Source organism: Verrucosispora sp. NA02020 (assembly GCF_013364215.1).
Taxonomy (GTDB): Bacteria; Actinomycetota; Actinomycetes; order Mycobacteriales; family Micromonosporaceae; genus Micromonospora.
In genome coordinates, this window is the sequence record NZ_CP054923.1 from 2,232,036 (window position 1) to 2,252,070 (window position 20,035).

At 72.9% G+C, this 20,035-nt stretch carries 18 protein-coding genes; 6 read left to right on the forward strand and 12 right to left on the reverse strand.

Annotated elements, in window-relative coordinates; translation table 11 throughout:
• Positions 1–21: 21 nt before the first annotated feature.
• Positions 22–960: a siderophore-interacting protein gene (locus tag HUT12_RS09790; protein ID WP_176093178.1), complete on the forward strand. Its 939-nt coding sequence runs from the start codon at positions 22–24 to the stop codon at positions 958–960.
• Between the two features lie 18 nt (positions 961–978).
• On the opposite strand, the gene HUT12_RS09795 is transcribed toward HUT12_RS09790, so the two are convergent.
• The 5 genes from HUT12_RS09795 to HUT12_RS09815 all read right to left on the reverse strand — a co-directional run bounded on the left by HUT12_RS09795 (position 979) and on the right by HUT12_RS09815 (position 5,185).
• Positions 979–1,494 (reverse strand): 2'-5' RNA ligase family protein, encoded by a 516-nt coding sequence (locus tag HUT12_RS09795; RefSeq protein ID WP_131053753.1) that lies wholly within the window; start codon positions 1,492–1,494, stop codon positions 979–981.
• Positions 1,495–1,519: 25 nt separating this feature from the next.
• Entirely contained in the window at positions 1,520–2,566 is a 1,047-nt protein-coding gene (locus tag HUT12_RS09800) for an NAD(P)-dependent alcohol dehydrogenase (RefSeq protein WP_131053752.1), read from the reverse strand.
• 161 nt (positions 2,567–2,727) lie between these two features.
• The gene (locus tag HUT12_RS09805; protein WP_131053750.1) at positions 2,728–3,102 is read right to left on the reverse strand and encodes a hypothetical protein; all 375 of its coding nucleotides are present in this window, start codon (positions 3,100–3,102) and stop codon (positions 2,728–2,730) included.
• Positions 3,103–3,166: 64 nt separating this feature from the next.
• Positions 3,167–3,808 (reverse strand): hypothetical protein, encoded by a 642-nt coding sequence (locus tag HUT12_RS09810; RefSeq protein WP_131053749.1) that lies wholly within the window; start codon positions 3,806–3,808, stop codon positions 3,167–3,169.
• Between the two features lie 120 nt (positions 3,809–3,928).
• Positions 3,929–5,185: a hypothetical protein gene (locus HUT12_RS09815; protein WP_176095711.1), complete on the reverse strand. Its 1,257-nt coding sequence runs from the start codon at positions 5,183–5,185 to the stop codon at positions 3,929–3,931.
• Positions 5,186–5,527: 342 nt separating this feature from the next.
• Between HUT12_RS09815 and HUT12_RS09820 the strand changes: the two genes are divergently transcribed.
• Both HUT12_RS09820 and HUT12_RS09825 read left to right on the forward strand, forming a co-directional pair.
• Complete coding sequence (locus HUT12_RS09820; protein WP_254877039.1) at positions 5,528–7,585, forward strand: DNA topoisomerase IV subunit B; 2,058 nt, start codon at positions 5,528–5,530, stop codon at positions 7,583–7,585.
• A 29-nt stretch (positions 7,586–7,614) separates the two neighbouring features.
• Positions 7,615–10,098: a DNA topoisomerase (ATP-hydrolyzing) subunit A gene (locus tag HUT12_RS09825; protein ID WP_131053747.1), complete on the forward strand. Its 2,484-nt coding sequence runs from the start codon at positions 7,615–7,617 to the stop codon at positions 10,096–10,098.
• A gap of 256 nt (positions 10,099–10,354) precedes the next feature.
• Here the strand turns inward: HUT12_RS09825 and HUT12_RS09830 are convergent, their stop codons facing one another.
• From HUT12_RS09830 to HUT12_RS09860, 7 genes are all read right to left on the reverse strand, one after another.
• A complete protein-coding gene (locus HUT12_RS09830) occupies positions 10,355–11,401 on the reverse strand; it encodes a PseG/SpsG family protein (RefSeq protein WP_176095713.1) in 1,047 nt (348 codons plus the stop codon).
• A complete protein-coding gene (locus HUT12_RS09835; protein ID WP_176093179.1) occupies positions 11,398–12,132 on the reverse strand; it encodes an NTP transferase domain-containing protein in 735 nt (244 codons plus the stop codon). Before HUT12_RS09835 ends, HUT12_RS09830 begins: the two co-directional genes overlap by 4 nt.
• Complete coding sequence (locus HUT12_RS09840) at positions 12,129–13,886, reverse strand: class I SAM-dependent methyltransferase (RefSeq protein ID WP_176095714.1); 1,758 nt, start codon at positions 13,884–13,886, stop codon at positions 12,129–12,131. Before HUT12_RS09840 ends, HUT12_RS09835 begins: the two co-directional genes overlap by 4 nt.
• Before the next feature lie 35 nt (positions 13,887–13,921).
• A complete protein-coding gene (locus HUT12_RS09845; protein ID WP_176093180.1) occupies positions 13,922–14,755 on the reverse strand; it encodes a hypothetical protein in 834 nt (277 codons plus the stop codon).
• A gap of 9 nt (positions 14,756–14,764) precedes the next feature.
• The gene (locus tag HUT12_RS09850) at positions 14,765–15,913 is read right to left on the reverse strand and encodes a DegT/DnrJ/EryC1/StrS aminotransferase family protein (protein WP_176095715.1); all 1,149 of its coding nucleotides are present in this window, start codon (positions 15,911–15,913) and stop codon (positions 14,765–14,767) included.
• A 2-nt stretch (positions 15,914–15,915) separates the two neighbouring features.
• The gene (gene pseB / locus HUT12_RS09855) at positions 15,916–16,908 is read right to left on the reverse strand and encodes a UDP-N-acetylglucosamine 4,6-dehydratase (inverting) (protein WP_131054456.1); all 993 of its coding nucleotides are present in this window, start codon (positions 16,906–16,908) and stop codon (positions 15,916–15,918) included.
• A gap of 206 nt (positions 16,909–17,114) precedes the next feature.
• On the reverse strand, positions 17,115–17,648 hold the full coding sequence (locus HUT12_RS09860; protein ID WP_254876765.1) for a GNAT family N-acetyltransferase: 534 nt from the start codon (positions 17,646–17,648) through the stop codon (positions 17,115–17,117).
• A gap of 55 nt (positions 17,649–17,703) precedes the next feature.
• Here HUT12_RS09860 and HUT12_RS09865 point away from each other — a divergent pair, with 55 nt between their 5' ends.
• The 3 genes from HUT12_RS09865 to HUT12_RS09875 are packed head-to-tail and all read left to right on the forward strand — an operon-like array spanning position 17,704 to position 20,013.
• The gene (locus HUT12_RS09865; protein ID WP_162854373.1) at positions 17,704–17,955 is read left to right on the forward strand and encodes an acyl carrier protein; all 252 of its coding nucleotides are present in this window, start codon (positions 17,704–17,706) and stop codon (positions 17,953–17,955) included.
• Positions 17,952–19,271 (forward strand): AMP-binding protein, encoded by a 1,320-nt coding sequence (locus HUT12_RS09870; protein ID WP_176093181.1) that lies wholly within the window; start codon positions 17,952–17,954, stop codon positions 19,269–19,271. The genes HUT12_RS09865 and HUT12_RS09870 overlap by 4 nt, the downstream gene beginning before the upstream one ends.
• Positions 19,264–20,013 carry an SDR family NAD(P)-dependent oxidoreductase gene (locus tag HUT12_RS09875; protein ID WP_176093182.1) on the forward strand — a complete coding sequence of 250 codons (750 nt, stop codon included), beginning with the start codon at positions 19,264–19,266 and terminating at the stop codon, positions 20,011–20,013. The genes HUT12_RS09870 and HUT12_RS09875 overlap by 8 nt, the downstream gene beginning before the upstream one ends.
• Positions 20,014–20,035 lie beyond the last annotated feature (22 nt).

Genomic DNA, 20,035 nt, shown 5'->3' on the forward strand with positions numbered 1-20,035 from the left:
GGTCCGCACCAGAGAGGCACCATGACCAACACCCTGCCGATCACGCCCTGGCGGTTGTTCGCCGTCGAGGTCCGCGCGGTACGCCGGCTCAGCCCCTCCTTCGTCCGGGTCACCTTCACCGGCCCGGACCTGGACCGCTTCGCCGACAATGGCTACGACCAGCGGATCAAGCTGGCGTTGCCGTTGCCCGGTCAGCGTGGGGCGGACCTGCCGCAGGGGCCGGACTGGTACGCGCAGTGGCGGGCCCTGCCCGAGCCGTTGCGCAACCCGATCCGCACCTACACCGCGCGGGCGGTCCGGCCCCACCTCAACGAGGTGGACGTCGACCTGGTGCTGCACGGCGACTCCGGCCCGGCGACCCGGTGGGCGCGGCGGGTACGCCCCGGCGACGAGATCGCCATCGCCGGCCCGGACGCCGGGTACGACGGCGACCACGGCGGACGGGAGTTCCGACCCCCGTCCACCGGTCGCCTGCTGCTCGCCGGGGACGAGACGGCGGTGCCGGCGATCGGCGGGATCTGCGAGCGGCTGCCGTCCGACGCCCGGGGCCGGGTGCTGCTGGAGGTGCCGTCGACGGCGGACGTGCTGCCGCTGGTGGCGCCGCCCGGCGTCGACGTGACCTGGCTGCCGCGCGACGGCGACCCGTACGGCGCCCGGCTGGTCCCCGCCGTGGCGGAGGCCGCCGAGGAACTGCTGGGCCGGGCGCTGCCGGTCGGGGCGGGCGTGTCGGGGGCGTACGCGTCCGGCGGTCAGCTCGTCGACGACGTGGACGTGGACCGCGCGATCCTCTGGGAGGTGCCCGACGCCCTGCCGTCCACGCCGCTGTACGCGTGGCTGGCGGGGGAGGCGGGTGTCATCCGTACCCTGCGCCGGCACCTGGTCGCCGAGTGCGGCCTGGACCGGCGGGCGGTGGCCTTCATGGGCTACTGGCGGCACGGCCGCGCCGACCCCTCCAGCTGAACCCGGGCGGCGCGGCGGTCAGGCCAGCGGGTGCGAGATGCCCCGGGCGTGGTCGGTCAGGGCCGCACCGACCACCGTCGCCTCCAGCGGCAGGACCTCCAGGCAGCGGCGGACCGCGATCGCCATCAGCGTGTTCGGCACCCGCATGGAGAGCGTGCAGTGCGGCACCCAGTGGCCCGGCCGGTAGTGCTCGACCAGCTCGACCCCGGCACCGGTGAGCCGGTCGTGCACCAGCCGGTGATGCGTCAGCAGCTCCGTGGTGGGTGTCGGACCCAGCCAGAGCACCCGGCCGACGAACTGACCGGCGTGCTGGAACGACAGCCGCAGCGGCGCCGCCACGACGGTCCCGGCCAGCGCCGCCGCCACCTGCTCCGGGTCGAGACGGGGCGCGACCGCCAGCGAGACGTGCGGCCGGTGCCGCTGCTCCAACAGGGACCGCAGGCTCTGCACCCCCTCGGCCTCCAGGGCGTCCCAGAGCACCCGGATGCGGCGGGTGGCGACGGTGTCCAGATAGAGCTCCAGCGCGGCGACCACATGATCACTGTAGGCGGACCGTCCCTCACGGCACGATGACCGCCCGACCCTCCAGCGTGCCGTCCTGCATCCGGCGGTACGCGTCCATCGCGTCCTCCAGGCCGAACGTGGTGGTCTTCGGACGGACCAGTCCGCGTGCCCCCAGGTCGAGCACCTCGATCAGCTCCGGCCGGCTGCCCCAGTACGTGGTCTGCACACTGGCCTCGTACGGGACCGTGAAGAAGCCCACGGTCAGCGAGCCGCCGCCGATACCCACGACGGTCAGGTCGCCGACGGTCCGCACCACCGAGACGGCGAGCTTCAGGGTGGGGTCCGCCCCGACGAAGTCGAGCACCACGTCGGCGCCCCTGCCTCCGGTGATCGTCCGGATCTCGTCGGCGGTGCCCGCACCGGAGCGCAGCGTCAGGTCCGCGCCGCACTCCTGCGCGAGCCGCAGCGCCTCGTCCCGGGTGTCCACCGCGACCACCCGGGTCGCGGTGGTGGCCTTGAGGATCTGCACCCCCACGTGCCCCAGACCGCCCACGCCGATCACCACCGCCGTACTGCCCGGCACCAGCTTCGGCCAGGACCGACGGATCGCGTGGTATGGCGTCAGCCCCGCATCGGTCAACGGTGCCGCCTGCGCCGGGTCCAGCCCGTCCGGCAGCGGCACCACGAGCCGGGCGGCGGGCACCAACTCGTACTCGGCCATGCCGCCGTCCAGACCCAGACCACCGCCGCCACCGGGCACCGGCGCGGCAGCCGGGTTCTCGCAGTAGTTCTCGGCGCCGACCCGGCAGCGGGCGCAGGTCCCGCAGCCCCACGGCCCGTACACCGCGACCGGCTGACCCACCTCCAACCCGGTCACCCCGGCACCGAGGGCGTGCACCCAGCCGGCGTTCTCGTGCCCCAGCACGAACGGCGGCCCCCACGGCAGGGTGTCCGAGTCGAAGTCGTGCATCAGGTGCAGATCGGAGTGGCAGGCACCGGCACCACCGATCTTCACCACCACCTGACCGGGGCCGGGCGTCGGCTCGTCGATCTCGACCAGTTCCGGCTCGCTCTTCCAGGCGGGCAGCCTCAGCGCGCGCATCTGTCGCCTCCTTCGTCCACCGGCTGCCTCCCCGGCGCGCGCCGGAACAAACCCGAGGACGACCGCGCGCCCCACCGGCTTGCCGAGCGGTCCGTGCCGTCCTGACCGGACGCTCCGGTGCCCGCCGCGTCGGCGACGGGCACCGGGACGCGGTGCGGTACTCAGCCGTGCCAGGACCCTTCGGTGTGCATGCCGGTCGCCTCTTCCAGCGCGTTGTCCGGCAGATCCTCGCCGGCCACGTCGTCCGGGAACGGCCGCCTCGGCGGCGCCGGGTCCGGAGGTGCGCCCGGTCCGGCCTCGGGCGTACGGGTCGGCTCCACCGACCCGAACCCGTGCCGACCCTCGGGCCACTGCCCGGCCCCGTCCGCCGCCCGCCGTTCGCCCCGCCGTCCCTCGGGCACCGCGGTCTCCTCGCTGCCCTCGTCCATCGGCGAGTGCTCGCCGGCACCCCACGGCGGGTCGGCGTCGAAGCCGTCGGTGGTGCCCCAGGGCGCGACGCTCCCCGGTCCCCGGTCCTGCCTGTCCCTGTCGGTCATGGCCACCTCGCCTGTCGGTACGCCCGGCGGTCGCGGTCGGAACGCGCGTCGTGCCGGTGGGCCGTCAGCGGCCGTTCATGGCCATGTGCCGCCGGACCGCGTGCATCGCCGCCATCCCGCCGGCACCCTTGCCCATCCGGCCCGGCGCGTGCGCCAGGCCGTTCGCCCGGCCGAAGATGCCGCGCAGCACCTGGCCGGGCTTCTGCTGCTCACCCATGTACGCGGTGACCACGATCAGCGCGCCGGTCAGCGCCGGGATGGCCCACTGGAGCATCCGCAACTGGCGCTGGCTGGCGGCCACGTGCGCCGGGGTCTGCCCGTTGGGCTCGGTGACGCCCTGCACCGACGGCGCACCGGCCTTGGCCAGACGCATGCCGAGCAGCCGGCTGTAGCCGGTCACCGCCAGCGCGCCGACGGTCAGCGCGGTCTTCACCGCGCTGGCCCGGCCGACGCCCCGCTGGGCGGCCATCCGCGGGCTCTCGGTCACCAGTTCACCGACCGCGCCGGCCAGGTGCGCGCCGATCGCGGCGGCGTTGACCGGCGTCCACCGGGTCCAGCCGGTCGAGGCCGTCGGAAGTCGTTTGGTCGAGTCGTCGATGCGGGCCGCGGCGCCGTTGACGCCGAACGCTCCCATCAGGGAGCCGCCGAACCAGGCCGCCAGGCCCAGGTCGTGCATCGAACGTAGTGCGGTGTGGTTGTCAGACATCAGGTCCCCCTCCGCCGTGTCGGGCGCAGCGGCTTACCCCGGTCCGCACCGGCTAATCCACGCCGGACGGGGCCGCCCCGACGCGCGGGTGGTCGCGTCGGGACGGCCCCTGGTGGTGACTCAGGAGACGCTGATTGTGCCGTTCGAGGCGCGTACGCAGGCCACCGAGCGGGCGGCGGTGGTGGACGCCCCGGTCAGGCACTGGCCGAGCACCTGGTGCCCGGCGGCGTTCGGGTGCCACGACTCCTGGCAGGTCTGGAAGTGGGTCACGCAGGTGTTGGCGATCCGCTGGATGGCGATCTTGTCCTTGCCGGAGAGGCTGGTGACGAAGGTGCCGTTGGGCGGGTTGTCCTGCAACCGGATCGGAGTGGCGAGGGTGCCGGTCGGGCTGTTGGTCCGCTCGCAGAGCCGGGCGCCGTCGAAGGCCCGTTGCACGTTGAGATAGACCAGGTCGGCGCCGGGGAACTCGGCGGCCAGCGTGCTCCGGGTGGAGCCGACGATGGTGCCGAGGCCCTGCGAGAAGCGGTGCCCGGGAGCCAGGCTGGCGCGGTGGATCGGGCAGCCGGCCGCGTACCGCTCGGCACCCAGCGCGCGGAACTTGTCCCGCGTGTCGTCCCGGCTGTCCTCGGAGTGGTACCCGGCCTCCAGCTCCAGCGGCAGCGGGTTGGTGTAGTCCTGGAGCACCACCCGGTGCTGGCCGTCGGCGTCCACCTCGCGCAGCGTGGTCAGGATCTGCCGTACGGCGGCGGTGGTCTCGGCGGTGGCGGCGCTGAGCTGCGCCGGGGTCGCCAGGTCGGCGTCGGTGCACGGCTTCTGCTCCACCGGCCCGTTCAGGTACGCCCAGAACTCCCACCAGCCCGTCCAGGCGTCCGCGATGAACCGGTTGGCGCACTTCTCGGCGACCCCGCCGAAGGTGAAGGAGCTGTTGTTGGAGCCGAGGCCGATCAGCACCAGGTCGATGTCGTGGGTCTGGGCGACCGTGCGGAGCTGGTCGAGCTGCGCGGCGACCTGACGCCCGTTGGCGCGGGCCGACGAGGCGGCGGCGATGTCGTGCGGCTGGCCGCCGGAGCAGGCCAGGTTGAACCGGGCCTGGATGCCGGGCAGTGACGCCTGGTGCAGCGAGGCGTTGCCGGAGCGGTGGCAGAAGAAGGCGTCACTGTTCGGCGCGGTCCACCCCGGGAATCCGCGCGCGACGCCGGTCGAGTCGACCACCGGCTGGTAGGCCCCGGCCCCTTCGCCGCTGATGAAGCTGTCGCCGAGGGCGACCGCCGCGGTGGGTAGGGCCGCCGCGGCGGGGGCGGACGCGGCGACGGTGGTGGTGAGGGCCGCTGTGGCGATGGCCAGGGCCAACGCGGCGGTACGACGCAACCCGGACATGGCTTCCCATCCGTTCATGGAAATATGAAAGATTCTCTTGAGCGGTGATGACATCACGCGGGTGTGACGCACGTCAACCATGGGAAACATGAGTGGCACCGGGACGCCAGGGACGGCGTGGGCGGACCCCCGGACCACCCGCACCGGCGGCCCGGGCATAACACCGGAGACCCGGACGTTGACCGCGGCAAGGTCCACCAGCAGCACCGCCACGCGGCGTGCCGCGTGGGTGTCCGCTCGGCTTGTCGGGGCGTGCGGCTACGCTCGCTGCGGCGTGCCCGCGCCGGGCCGACCGCCGACGGTGCGGTGCAGCACATCGCCGAGACCGGGGAGTACGACCAGTTGACCGCAGAGCCTGAGACCCTGTACGGGGCCGACGACCTCACCCACCTCGAGGGGCTGGACGCCGTTCGCAAGCGTCCCGGCATGTACATCGGTTCCACCGACAGCCGTGGCGTGGGCCACCTCGTCAACGAGATCCTCGACAACTCCACCGACGAGGGTGTGGCCGGTCACGCCACGAAGGTCGAGGTCATCCTGCATGCCGACGGCTCGGTGCAGGTCGACGACGACGGGCGTGGCATCCCCACCGACGTGCACGCCCGCTCCGGCATCTCCGGCGTCGAACTGGTCCTCACCCGGCTGCACGCCGGCGGCAAGTTCGGCGGCTCCGGCTACAAGACCTCCGGCGGCCTGCACGGGGTCGGCGCCTCGGCGGTCAACGCGCTCTCCCGCCGCTTCGACGTCACCGTCCGTCGGGGCGGCAAGGTGCACACCATGTCGTTCCGGCACGGTGTGCCGGGCATCTTCGACGGCGACGGCCCGGACGCGTCCTTCACCCCCGGCCCGGGGCTCCAGGTCGTCGGCGGGGTCAAGCGCGGCCAGCGCACCGGCACCTCGATCCGCTACTGGCACGACCCCCGCTACTTCGAGACCGGTGCCGCCCTCGACCACGACGCGGTCCGGGCCAAGCTGCGCCACACCGCGTTCCTGGTCCCCGGCGTCAGCTACCTCCTGCGCGACCACACCGGCGAGCAGCCCACCGAGGAGCGGTTCCACTACCCGAACGGGCTCACCGACATGGTGGACTTCCTCGCCCCGACCGGTGACCGGCCGGTCTCCGGCACCCTGCTGGTCACCGGCGAGGGGACCTACCGCGAGAACGCCGCCGACGCCAACGGTGTGATGCAGTCCAACGTGCAGCGGCGCGCCGAGATCGAGGTGGCCTTCCGCTGGGGCACCGGATACGAGCGCACCGTCGAGTGCTTCACCAACACCATCCGCAACGCGCACGGCGGGACACACCGCAAGGGCTTCGAGCGGGCGCTGGCGCGTACGCTCGCCGACGCCGTCCGCAACACCCGGGGTCTGCTCAAGGCCAAGGAGGACGCGCCCACCCTGGACGACGTCCTGGAGGGCATGACCGCGGTGGTGCACGTGCGGGTGCCCGAGCCGCAGTTCACCTCGCAGACCAAGGACGAGCTCTCCACCGCCGGTGTGGTCAAGGTGGTGCAGGGGCTGGTCGAGCAGCACGTCAAGTCCTGGCTGGACGACCGCAGGACCAAGACCGAGGCGCGGACGGTCCTCCAGAAGATCGTCGATGCGGCCCGGGTGCGGCTGACCCAGAAGCAGCAGAAGGACGCCGCCCGGCGCAAGACCGCCCTGGAGGGCGCGTCCATGCCGCCCAAGCTGGTCGACTGCCGCGCCGCAGGTATTGACAGGAGTGAGCTTTTCATCGTCGAGGGCGACAGCGCATTGGGCACAGGGCGACTTGCCCGCTCTGCGGAGTATCAGGCGCTACTGCCGATCCGGGGCAAGATCCTGAACGTGCAGAAGGCCAACCTCCAGCAGGTGCTGGACAACGCCGAGTGCGCCGCGATCGTGCAGGTCCTCGGCGCGGGGTCGGGGCGTACCTTCGACCTGTCCTCGCTGCGGTACGGCCGGGTGCTCATCATGGCCGACGCGGACGTCGACGGCGCGCACATCCGGACGCTGCTGATCACCCTCTTCGCCCGCTACATGCGACCGTTGATCGAGTCGGGCCGGCTCTACGCCGCGATGCCGCCCCTGCACAAGATCACCACCAAGGGGCGCAACCCCGAGACCATCTACACCTACACCCAGGCGGAGATGGAGGCGACGGTCCGCAAGCTCGCCTCGGCCGGCAAGCAGATCGTCACCCCGGTGCCGCGCTTCAAGGGTCTCGGTGAGATGGACGCCGACGAGTTGTGGGAGACCACGATGAACCCCGCCACCCGGTCGGTACGCCGGATCACCATCGACGACGTCGACGCCGCCGAACGGATCCTCGACCTGCTGATGGGGGAGAAGGTCGAGCCGCGCCGCAACTGGCTGATCGACTCCGCCGACCGCGTCGACCGCGACGCCATCGACGCCTGACCACCGGGTTCTGGAAGGAAAGCTGAGCCATGGCACGCCGCAAGGACACCAAGGTCGACCACTCCGCGTTCGACCGGGCCGGCGCGCGGATCGTCGACAACCCGCTGGTCACCGAGGTCTCCGACTCCTACCTGGAGTACGCCTTCTCGGTCATCCACTCGCGCGCCCTGCCGGACGCGCGGGACGGCCTCAAGCCGGTGCACCGGCGCATCCTCTGGTCGATGTACGAGCAGGGCTACCGGCCGGACCGGGCGCACGTGAAGTCGGCCCGCATCGTCGGCGACACGATGGGTAAGTACCACCCGCACGGCGACAGCGCCATCTACGACGCGATGGTGCGGTTGGCGCAGGACTTCTCGCTGAACACCCCGCTCATCGACGGGCATGGGAATTTTGGGAGCCCGGACGATGGACCGGCAGCGTCGCGTTACACCGAGGCTCGGATGTCGCGGGAGGCGATGCTGCTCGTCGGCGAGCTGGGTGAGGACACCGTCGACGTCGAGCCCAACTACGACGGCTCGCTGACCCAGCCCACCGTGTTGCCGGCCGCCTTCCCGAACCTGCTGGTCAACGGCGCCTCCGGCATCGCGGTCGGGATGGCGACGAACATGATCCCGCACAACCTCGGCGAGGTGGTCTCGGCGGCCCGCTGGCTGATCCGGCACCCGAACGCCACCCTCGACAAGCTGATGGAGTTCGTGCCCGGTCCCGACCTGCCCACCGGTGGTCTGCTGCTCGGCCTCGACGAGGTGCGCCGGGCGTACGAGACCGGGCGGGGTGTGGTGCGGATGCGCGGCAAGGTGGAGATCGGCCCGCTGGAGGGCAGCCGGGGACGGCAGGCGATCACCGTGGTCGAGCTGCCGTACGGCGTCGGTGCGGAGAAGGTCATCGCGGCGATCACCAACGAGGTGAACAAGACCAAGCGGCTGACCGGCATCGCCGACGTGAAGGACCTGACCGACCGGGAGAGCGGCACCCGCCTGGTGGTGGAGTGCAAGGTCGGGGTCAACCCGCAGGCGCTGCTCGCCGACCTCTACCGCCTCACCCCGCTGGAGCAGTCCTTCGGCGTGAACAACCTGGTGCTGGTCGACGGCCAGCCGCGCACCCTGGGGCTCAAGGAGCTGCTGGAGGTGTTCCTGGCGCACCGGTACGAGGTGGTGACCCGGCGCAGCGCGTACCGCAAGCGTAAGCGCGAGGAGCGGCTGCACCTGGTCGACGGCCTGCTGATCGCGCTGCTCGACATCGACAAGGTGGTCAAGCTGATCCGGGCCAGCGAGGACGCCCCGGCGGCCAAGAGCGGCCTGATGCGGCAGTTCACACTCTCCGAGATCCAGGCGACCTACATCCTGGACACTCCGTTGCGCCGGTTGACCAAGTTCGACCGGTTGGAGCTGGAGGCCGAGCAGGAGAAGCTGCGCGGGGAGATCGCCGAGCTGTCCACCATCCTGGACGACGAGAACGTGCTCAAGAAGGTCGTCTCCGACGAGCTTGCCGCGGTGGTGAAGCAGTTCGCGGCGCCGCGTCGGACGACGCTCGTCGACGGTGACCTCAAGGAGGTGCTGGCGGCGTCCGTGCCGGCCGGGCCGCTGGAGGTGGCCGACGACCCGTGTCAGGTGATCCTCTCCGCCACCGGGCTGGTGGCGCGTACCGCCGCCGAGTCGGAGGAGGCCGCCGAGGGGCGGCGTCGGCACGGCCGGGTCAAACACGACGCGGTACGCGCGCTGGTGCACTCCACCGCCCGGGGTCGGGTGTTGCTGGTGACCAGTGCGGGGCGGGCGTTCAAGGTCGACGTGCTGCCGCTGCCGGTGCTGCCGGAGCAGGCGGGCACGGTGTCGTTGCGGGGCGGGATGTCCGCCGCCGAGCTGGTGCCGTTGGCGCCGGGGGAGACGGTGGTGGGGCTGGCGCCGCTCGGTGCGACCGCCGAGGGTTCGCCCGGTCTGGCGCTGGGGACCCGGCAGGGTGTGGTCAAGGTCTGTGCTCCCGACTGGCCGGTGCGCTCGGACGAGTTCGAGGTGATCGGGCTGCGTGCGGGTGACGAGGTGGTCGGAGCGAGCTGGTTGACCGACGGTGCGGAGACGTTGGCGTTCCTGACCAGTGCGGCGTCGCTGCTGCGCTTCCCGGCGGGCACGGTGCGTCCGCAGGGGCTCAAGGGCGGCGGCATGGCGGGGATCGCGCTGCCGGGTGACGCGCAGGTGGTGTACTTCGGTGCGGTGCGCACCGACGATCCGGAGCACGGTGAGCCGATGGTGGTCACCTCCACCGGCGGCACGGTGAAGGTGACGCCGTTCGCGGCGTACCCGGTGAAGGGGCGGGCGACCGGCGGGGTGCGGGCGCAGCGGTTCCTCAAGGGGGAGACCGACGTGGTCGTCGGCTGGATCGGTCCGCGTCCGGTGGGTTCCACGGTGAACGGGGAGCCGGTGGAGTTGCCGGCCGCCGATCCGCGCCGGGACGGCTCCGGTTTCGCCGTCATGCTCGGCCCCACGGTCATCGGTCACCAGATCGACCGCGACTGATCCGCGCCGCCGGGTGCGGGTGAGCGGAATCTACGGCACCACCTCCACCGTGTGGAGGTGGTGCCGTGTCAGGTACGGCCGCTGTCGAGCTGAGAGCGCCAACGGATCGCGTTGCCCGGGCCGTCGGTGGGGCATCCGCGTCGCGTCCCTGACCTGCTGGTCGGTCGTCACCGGCCCCTGATAGCACGTACGGCTCAGCTCGACAGGGACCGAAGGAGACCATCCCCCCACACCTTGCTCCTGTCGGGATGCGGCGCTACGGGACCTGTGCGATCCACTGGTGGTCGAGGGCGTCGAGCATCGCGTCGACCACCCGACCCCGACCGCGCCCGTCCACGGCCGCGTGGGCCCGGGCCGAGAGGGCGGCCCGGTGTACGCCGCTGGTGAGCAGCTCGTCCAGGGTCCGGAGGGCGGCGGTCCGGGTGGTGTCGTCGGTGCGGAGGTCCGGCAGTTCGCCGAGTCCGGCGGCCAGCCCGGCGGCGGCCACCCGGCGGTACGACTCGCGTTGGTTGTCGACCACGCAGACCAGCGCCGACGGGGCACCGAGACAGCAGAGTTCCCAGGTCGAGGTGCCAGCCGCGCTGACCACCAGGTCGGCGGCGGCGATCATCTCCGGCAGGGCGCCGGTGGGCGGCACCGGCCGCAGCGACTGGCCCGGTCCGGTGGTCAGCGCGGTGAGTCGCCCGGTGACCTCGGGGCGCCCGACGACGACGGTGAGCGTCATCGGCCGCCCGGTGGCCAGCAGCAGCTCGGCCAGGACCGGTGCCGCTGCGGCCGCGTCGGTGCCGCCGAAGAAGGCCAGCACCGAGGGCCGGTCCACCTGCCTCGCCGGGCGGGGCGTCGCCGGCCGGGCGGCCAGCACCGAGTCGCGCAGCAGGGCGTACGCGCTGCCGGCCAGCAGCCGTCCGGAGGTCACCATGTCGGCGCCGAAGTTCTGGTCCAGGAACAGGTCGGCGTCCTGCCCCCGGGTGTCGCCGTCGACGACGGCCAGGGTCAGCACCCCGGCCCTCCGCAGCGCGTGCGCACCGGCCGGGTCGAGGTCGTACGAGTCGAGCACCAGCACGTCCAGGTCGTGCCGGCGGGCCGCGCTGACCAGTCCGTCCGGGGTGTCCGGGCCGGGACGCAGCGGGATGCCCCGGGCGGCGAGGTGACCGGCCGCCCAGCCGACGGTCACCGTGCCGAACACCTCGACGGTGGCACCCCGGGCCAGGAGTTCCTCGCCGAGGGCGAGACAGCGGACCAGGTGCCCGACGCCGCGTTGCGGGTCCGCGTCGCAGCGCAGACCGACTCGTACCGTGCTCAGCATTCCTCCAACCGCTTCTGCCGCACGTCGGCGTTGAGTGCCCGCACCTCCGGTCGCCGGTCGAGCCAGTCGGCGAGCGTGGCCAACGGCACGGCGACGTCGCCGAAGTGCGCCGCCACGGCGCTGACCAGTTGCCAGTCCGGCTCGGTGTCGAGGGTGAGCCGCAGCCGGGACCGGTCCGGTGGGAGGGTGACGCCGAGCACCCGGAAGCGCTCCGGATGAGCGTACGCGTACGAGGTGACGTGCACCCGGTCATGGCCGGTGGCGAGCGTGTCCACGGTCCGCAGCGCCTCCGTGCGGATGATCTCCACGTCCAGGCCGCGTGGCAGCGTACGGGCGATCGACGTGCTGGCGTAGTCCAGGCCGGGCACCGCCCGGTACACCGAGGCGACCAGCGTGACGATCTGCGGGTCGAGCAGCGGGCAGTCGGCGGTGAACCGCATCACCGCCTCGCCCGGGTGGGCGTCGAGCGCGCCGACGAAACGGGCCAGCACGTCGTCGACGGGTCCCCGGTGCCAGGCCGCCCCGAGCCGTTCGCACTCGGCGACCACCGCGTCGTCGCCGGGGTCGGTGCTGGTGGCGACCACCAGGTCGGCGAGGACTCCGCTGTCCTGCGCGGCCCGCACCACCCGGCCCAGTACGCTGCGTCCGGCGAGGGGACGCAGCACCTTGCCGGGCAGCCGGGAGGAGCCCATCCGGGCCTGCACCACGCCCACGATCCGTTCGGTCACGACTGGTCCGTCCGCTTGGGTTGCTGGGGCGTCAGGGCGGCACGGACGCGCCGCTTCGCGGCCCCCGCGCCCCGGCGGGCCAGCCGGGCCGGGGTGACGGCGAGCCGACCCACCCGGTAGCTGAGCGAACCGCTGAGCAGGTTGATCGTCGCCTCGGTCCGGCGCAGCGCGCGTTCCCGCGAGGTGAGCAGCTCCTCGGTCCAGGCCAGCAGCGCGGCCATCCGGGTGTTCTCCTCGCGCTGGCGTCGCCACGCCTCGTGGAGCTGCTGGTAGCTGCGGGGACCGGGCGGCGGGTCGGTCGGGGAGACCGCGCGCAGGTGGGCGTCGAGGTCGGCGCGTCCGGCGGCGTCCAGCCCCCGTCGCGCGGCGCCCACCGCGGCCTCGGTCTCCACCGCCGCGTCCACCACCGTGCGGTCGAAGTCCCGTCCGGCGACCCCGCCGAGCACCACGGTCAGGCCCGCCACGTCCAGCGTGGAGGTCCACGGGTGGGCGTACCCGCCGGTGACCAGTTCGGTGGCGAAGCGCCACAGCGTCCGGGCGAGGACCACGTCGACCGGGAGCGGGTCGCCGGCCCGCCAGCTCGGATCGAGCACCGCGAAGCGGTCACCGGCGACGACCAGGTTCTCCGCCCCGGCCAGCGCCACCGCCCCGCCGAGCCGACCCTGCTCGGCCTGCCCGGAGAGCCAGTCGGCGTACCCGCGCAGGAGGCGACGCAGCAGGCCGGTGTCGCGGCGCAGACAACCGTCGAGCAGCAGGGTCCGCAGCAGCCGCCCCGCCGGGACCGGCCAGTCCGGTGCCGCCGGGTCGCGGTGGGCGGCCTGTCGGCTCGCGTACGGTGCGGTGGCGGGTGTGGTCCGTCCGGTCGGTGCCGTGCCACGCCACCGCCAGCCCTGCGGGCCGTCGACCACCTCCAGGACCGTGTCGTCCGTGCCGTCGGAGCACACCAGCGCCACCGGCAGCCCGTCGGAGCGGGGGGCGGGTGTGTCGGTGCCCCGCTGGGCGAGCACCAGCCAGCACGGGGCCAGCTCGGCCGCCTTGCCGGCGTGCAACGCGTCCACGGCCAACCGGGCCGGATCGGCCAGCACGAACCGGCCGTCGAACCCTTCGGCGCAACTGCGCTGCAACACCGCGTCGAACAGCCCCGAGTCGGTGTGTCGGCTGAGTCGGTCGGTGGCGAGCAGCGCGGTGGTCAGGTCCGGCCGGGGATATCCGGCATAACAGCCGTCCACTCGCAGTCCGGCGTCGACCAGCCGGACGTGGAGCTGGTCCAGCCCGGCCGGGCGGTCCCCGTCGAGCGCCCCGCCGACGGTCCACGCCGCGTCGGCGCGGTCGGCGTACCAGGGGGAGTCGGCCACCAACCGGTGGACGCCGAGCGGGTTGTCCAGCCGCAGCAGCAGCGTCCCGCCGGGGCGCACGGCCGTCGCCAGGCGCCGCAGCCGGGCGTCCCACCCGAGCCGGGGCCCCTCGACCGACTCGATCGCGTCCAGCCCGGCGGCGGCGAGCACCAGGTCGTACTCCTCGTCGTCGGGCAGCCCCGACACACCGGCCACCACCACCCGGTCGACCTGACCGGCGAGCGCCGCCGCGTCGGGGTAGCCCCGCAGCAGCGCGGTGAGCCGGGTGTGCGCCAGCGCCGTGCGTACCGCCGGGTCGTGCGGCCCGGCCAGCAGCACCCGGGCGCCGTCGGGTGCCAGCCCGGCCACCAGCGTGGCGAGCGGGCCGGCGTCGGCGGCCCGGTCGGACCAGGCCGGCATCTCGCCGCCGGGCAGCGTCACGGCCGTCTCGGTCGTCACGTCGTCTCCTCGTCCGGGGTCGCCCAGCCCAGCAGTTCGCGCAGGGCGGCGGGCGGGTAGCGGTGGTCGGTGCCCAGTTCCGCGCGGGTGATCTCCACGGCGGTGGCCAGGTGCACCCGTTCGCCGTGCAGCTCCGGCCACTGGCGGCGGATCCGGGCGGTGCCGCCGAAGGTCGGGTCCTCGTCGGCCAGCGTCATCGGGTCGCCGTACACGGCCGGTTCGCACCCGGCCGCGACGCCGTAGAAGATGGCGCTGGTCAGCCGGTTCGACGCGACCCGCCGGTGGCGGCGCAGCTCGTCGAGCTGCCGGTCCAGGAACGACGGGTCGGTGTCTTTCCACCAGTGCCCCCGGTAGCCGTGGCAGACGACCCGGAACCCGGCGTTCTCGTAGAGCCGGCGGACCCGACGCATCCGGTGCTCGTGCCAGTAGAGGCAGACGGTGACCGGGCCGGGCTCGGTGTCCCGGATCCGGGCGATCAGCTCCCGGTGGTCACCCTTGACGTGCTGCCCCTCCCACCCGTGGAACGGGTACCAGATGGTGCCCTCCCGCTCGGGCGCGGGCTCGGCGGCCCGCATCGCCAGCAGGTACGCGAAGGGCGCCCCGATCACGGTGACGTTGCGTCGCCCCACCGACCAGGCCCGCCGCCGGGTCTGCTCGGACCAGAGCAGGCTGGGGGCGCGGTCGGCGTACGGGTGTCCGGGCGCCAACCCGTCGCCGATGTTCCAGCCGTGCTGCACGTACCCGTCGATCCGGGGCGGATGCCCGTCGCCCAGTCCGGCGTAGCGGGCCAGCACGTGCGCGTGCCCGTAGAAGTGGTTCGCGTGGTGCATCGGGTCCTCTCAGGCGGCCGACCGGACCCGGGTGCCGCGCAGCGCCGCAGCCAGCGCGTCCACGACCCGGTCCTGATCGGCGTCGCGCAGCCCGGGGTAGAGCGGCAGCGACAGTTGCTGGGCGTAGAACGCCTCCGCGACCGGGTGGGTGCCGCGCCGGTGGCCGAGGTCGGCGAAGACCGGGTGCCAGTGCACCGGGATGTAGTTCACCTGTACGCCGATGCCGGCGGCGCGCATCCGGTCGTACACCTGTCGACGGCGGCCGTCGCGCACCCGGATCGGGTACAGGTGCCAGGCCGGTGCGGCCCAGTCCCGCCGACCCGGGGTGAGTACGCCGGGCAGGTCGGCCAGGGCCTCGTCGTAGCGGGCCACCAGCTCGGCCCGGCGGGCCAGGAACGCGTCGAGGCGGCGAAGCTGGCTGCGACCGAGCGCGCAGAGTACGTCGGGCAGCCGGTAGTTCAGCCCGTACGAGTGCACCTCCTGGTGCCAGCCGCCCTCGTCCGGCCACCGCTGCTCGTCGGGTTCCCGCACCAGCCCGATGTTGCGGAACCGGCGGGCCCGGGTGAGCAGCTCCGGATCGTCGGTGACGACCGCGCCGCCCTCGGCGGTGGTCATGTTCTTGGTGGGGAAGAACGAGAACGTGGTCACGTCGGCGAGCGTGCCGACCGGCCGACCCCGGTAGGCGGCCCCGATCGAGTGCGCCGCGTCGGCGAGCAGCGTGGCGCCCGTACCCTCGATCGCGGCGCGCAGCGCGTCGTAGTCGGCCGGGTGTCCGGCGTAGTCCACGGCGGCGACGACCTTGGTCCGCTCGGTGACGGCGGCGGCCACCGCGGCCGGGTCCAGTGTGTACGTCTCCTCCTCGACGTCGGCGAAGACGATCCGCGCGCCCAGCGCCAGCGCGCTGCTCGCGGTCGCCACGAACGTCGTCGGCGGCACGATCACCTCGTCGCCGGGGCCGACACCCGCCGCCGCGTACGCCACGTGCAGCGCCGCCGTGCCGTTGGAGACCGTCGCCACCCCGGTGCCGCCGGCCCACCGGGACAGCTCCGCCTCGAACGCGGCGACCTCGGGGCCGGTGGTGAGCCAGTCGCTGCGCAGGGCCGCGACCACGGCGGCGACGTCCTCCTCGGTCACCGACTGTCGGCCGTACGGCAGCATGCTCATGCGGCGAGGGCGGTGAGGCCGAGCATGGCGCGCAACTGCGGCACGGTGAGCCACTCGTCGTTGGTGTCCGACTGGTACGCGAAGCCGTCCGACACCGGCTCGCAGTCGACGGGCGGCTGGTAGCCCCAGGTGGCGATGGTCGGCTGCACGATGAAGCGGTCCTTGGCGATCAGCGTCCGGCGGCTGTCGTCCGGCGCGATCATCTCCTCGTGCAGCTTCTCGCCCGGACGAATGCCGATCTCGTGTGTGGTGGCGTCCGGCGCGACGGCCTCGACCAGGTCGAGGATGCGCATGCTGGGGATACGCGGCACGAACAGCTCGCCGCCCTGCATCTGGTCGAACGAGTCCAGGACGAACTGCACCGCCTGGTCCAACGTGATCCAGAACCGGGTCATCCGCTTGTCGGTGATCGGCAGGCTGCGGCCCTCGGCGGCGAGGCGGCGGAACAGCGGCACCACCGAGCCCCGGCTGCCGACCACGTTGCCGTAGCGCACCACCGAGAAGCGGGTGGGGTGCTGGGCGGCGTAGTGGTTGGCGGAGACGAAGAGCTTGTCGCCGACCAGCTTGGTCGCGCCGTACAGGTTGATCGGGCTGGACGCCTTGTCGGTGGAGAGGGCGATGACCTTGCGTACGCCGGCCTCGATCGCCGCGTCGACGACGTGCTGCGACCCGGTGATGTTGGTGGCGATGAACTCCGACGGGTTGTACTCGGCGGTGTCGACCTGCTTGAGCGCGGCGGCGTGCACCACGTGGTCCACCCCGTGCATGGCCCGGGTCAGCCGGTGCCGGTCCCGGATGTCCCCGATGAACCAGCGCAGTCGCGGGTCGTCGCCGAGTTGCTGGCGCAGCTCGTACTGCTTCAGCTCGTCACGGGAGAAGACCACCACCCGGGCCGGGTCGACCTCGCTGAGGAGGTGCCGGAGGAAGGTCCGGCCGAAGGAACCCGTGCCCCCGGTGACGAGGATGGACGATCCGTTCAGCTCGCTCAATGTGGTGCTCCCGTGGTCGTCGGTGAGCCGGCGACACCGCAGCCGGTCGGGTGGGAACGCTAGGGGCGGTGGGTTAACGCGCCGACGCCCGGTGGTTAACCCGGGCCACTGCGGCCGTGAATGGCGGGCACCGTCGGGCTTGATTCCGGCGGTGTCGGAAACAGTCGTCGAACATGTCGTGAACGCGACGTGGACGGCATGCAGAATCAGTGTCGACGGCGATTTCCGCGCTCCAGTGAAATGGGGATCACGGTGATTTCCCGCCCGTCGTGCACCTCCGTGCGGCCCACGCCCTCCACGAACCGGAGACGACGGTTCATCTGCCGTACCACGGTGTTGTGGGCGAGCACCTCTCCGTCGAGTCGGTCCAGTGTCAGCACGTCGAAGGCGTACCCGAGCGCCGCCCGCGTCACGGCCAGCCAGACGGGCAGCGTCTCGCCCCGCTCGGCCAGCCCCTCGGCGTCCAGACAGAACCCCCACGACCCGGTACGCGGACCGTCGAACCGCAGGTCGAAGAAGGTGACCGCACCGCAGGGCACCCCGTCGTGCAGGTAGGTCAACACCCGGCGGGAAGGGTCGGTGCGGACTGCCGCCCACCACCGCCGGTGCTCCTCGACACTGATCACGTGACTGGTCTTGCTGGCCTGTCGATTGACGTCCTGATTACGCCAGGACAACATCAGGTTAACGTCGTCCCCGGTGGCGTCTCGCAGCACGTAACGCTCACTTTCTGTTCGCATTTCCAGGGTCATCGGGCACCCTAATCACGATTCATCCGGCTGTACACTCCGCGGCATGACGGAATTGAGTCGCGCGCAGATTCGCGACCTCATGGGGCAGGTGCTGGCCAATCAGGGAAAGGTACTGCCGGACGACGACGCGGCGGATCTGCGGGAGATCGGTTTCCGGTCGCTGGACTTCTCCGAACTGGCCCTGCGGGTCGAGGACGCCACGGGCGAGGAGTTGAACTTCGACGCCCCCGGGTTGCGGCGCATCGCCACCGTCGGCGACGTCCTCGACTTCCTCGCCGAACTCCAGCGGCAGTGAGCGTCCGGACCGCCGCCCGCCTCGGCCCGTACCCGGCCGGTGTGGACAACCGCGTCGTGGTCGGCGGCAGCGCGCTGACCTGGCGGGACCTGCCCGAACCGGTCCTGCCGGACCCGGTGGCGGTGCTCGCGCACTCCGCCCGCGACGCGCTCGCCGCCGCCCGGCACCACGCCGTGCACGGCACCGAACTGCTGCTCACCAGCGCCGGTCGGGTCGACACCGGAATGCGGGACGACCTGCGCGCCGCCGGCTTCACCCTGACCGCCGCCGACCCGACCCCGCTGGGTCATGGGGCCGCGCTGGGGGACGGTGCCGTCGTGGGCGGGGACGGCCTCGTCGTCCTCGCTCCGACCCGGCCCCGACCGGCCGAGCGCGGCCGGCTCTGGCTGTTGACCTCCGGCACCACCGGACGTCCGAAACGCGTCGGGCACACCCTGGAGTCGGTGACCACCGTCCGGGGTGCCCAACCGGGCCGCACCTGGCTCTGCCCGTACGCCCCCGGCACGTACGCGTGGTGGCAGGTGGTGACGCTGGCGCTGACCCAGCCGGGACAGCACCTGGTGGTGGTGGAGCCCGAGCGACTCGACGACTGGCCGGCGCTGGCCGCCGCGCACGGTGTCGACGCGGCCTCCGGTACGCCCACCTTCTGGCGTCGGGCGCTGCACCGCGACCCCGAGGCGCTGGCCCGGGTGCCGCTGCGTCAGCTCACCCTCGGCGGCGAGCCGGTCGACCAGGCGATCCTGGACCGGCTGCGCGAGGTCTTCCCGGCCGCCCGGATCTCCTGGATCTACGCCTCCTCCGAGGTCGGCGCGGCGATCGTGGTGCACGACGGGCGGGCCGGGTTCCCGGTCGAGTGGCTGGACCGCAGCGCCCCGGAACGCCCCATCATCGGGCTGCGCGACGGGGAACTCGTGATCACCTCGCCGCACCACGGGGTCGGGTTGGCCGGACCGGTCCGCACCGGGGACCGGGCGCAGGTCGTCGACGGCCGGGTCCTGATCAGCGGGCGGCTCGACACCGACGAGATCAACGTGGGCGGCAGCAAGGTCTCCGCCGGGCTGGTCCGTGACGTGCTCACCGCCCACCCCCGGGTGGCCTGGGCCCGGGTCACCGGCCGACGCGCTCCGCTACTCGGTCACATGGTCGTCGCCGAGGTCGTACCCGCCCCTCCGGTGTCCGGCGCGACCGGCCCGGACCTGGACGAGGCGGCGTTGGTGCGCTGGTGCACCGACCGGCTGCCCGAGTACGCCGTGCCCCGCCGGATCCGGCTGCACGCCGAGATCCCCGTCAAGGAGACGTTGAAGAGCGATGTCTGAATCCGCCGTCCCCGTTCCGCCCTCCACCGTGGTGCTCGTCTCCGGCGGTTCCCGGGGCCTGGGCCTCGCCATCGTCACCGACCTGCTCGACGCGGGAGTGAAGGTGGCCGCCTTCGCGCGTACCGTCACCCCGGACCTGGCGAAGCTCGCCGAGGCCCGTCCGGATCGGGTCCACGTCGACCCGGTCGACGTCACCGACCGGGCCGCCACGCAGGCGTTCCTCCGGGCGGCGGAGGAGCGGCTCGGGCCGGTCGACGGGGTGGTCAACAACGCGGCGGTCGGGCAGGACTCGCTGCACGTACACACCGCTGACGCCGACATCGCCCGGATCGTCGAGACCAACCTGACCGCCCCGTTGCAGCTGACCCGGCTCACCGTGCGGCGGATGCTGGCGCAGGGACGGCGCGGGCGGATCGTCAACGTCACCTCGATCTGCGCGCAGCGCGGCTTCCCCGGCCTGGTCGCGTACTCCGCCACCAAGGGCGGGATGGACGCCGCCACCCGCTCGCTGGCCCGGGAGTTGGGCGGCCGGATGCTGGTCAACGCCGTCGCTCCGGGCTTCTTCGCCTCGGAGATGTCAGCGGTGCTCGGCCCGACCCAACTCGACCAGATCGTGCGCCGCACCCCGACCGGCCACCTGACCGAGCCGCACGAGGTGGTACCCGTGGTGCGGATGCTGCTGCGCGACCAGACGAACATCAACGGCCAGGTCATCGTGGTCGACGGTGCCGCCTCGATCTGACCCGCGCGCCCCGTCCGCCCGC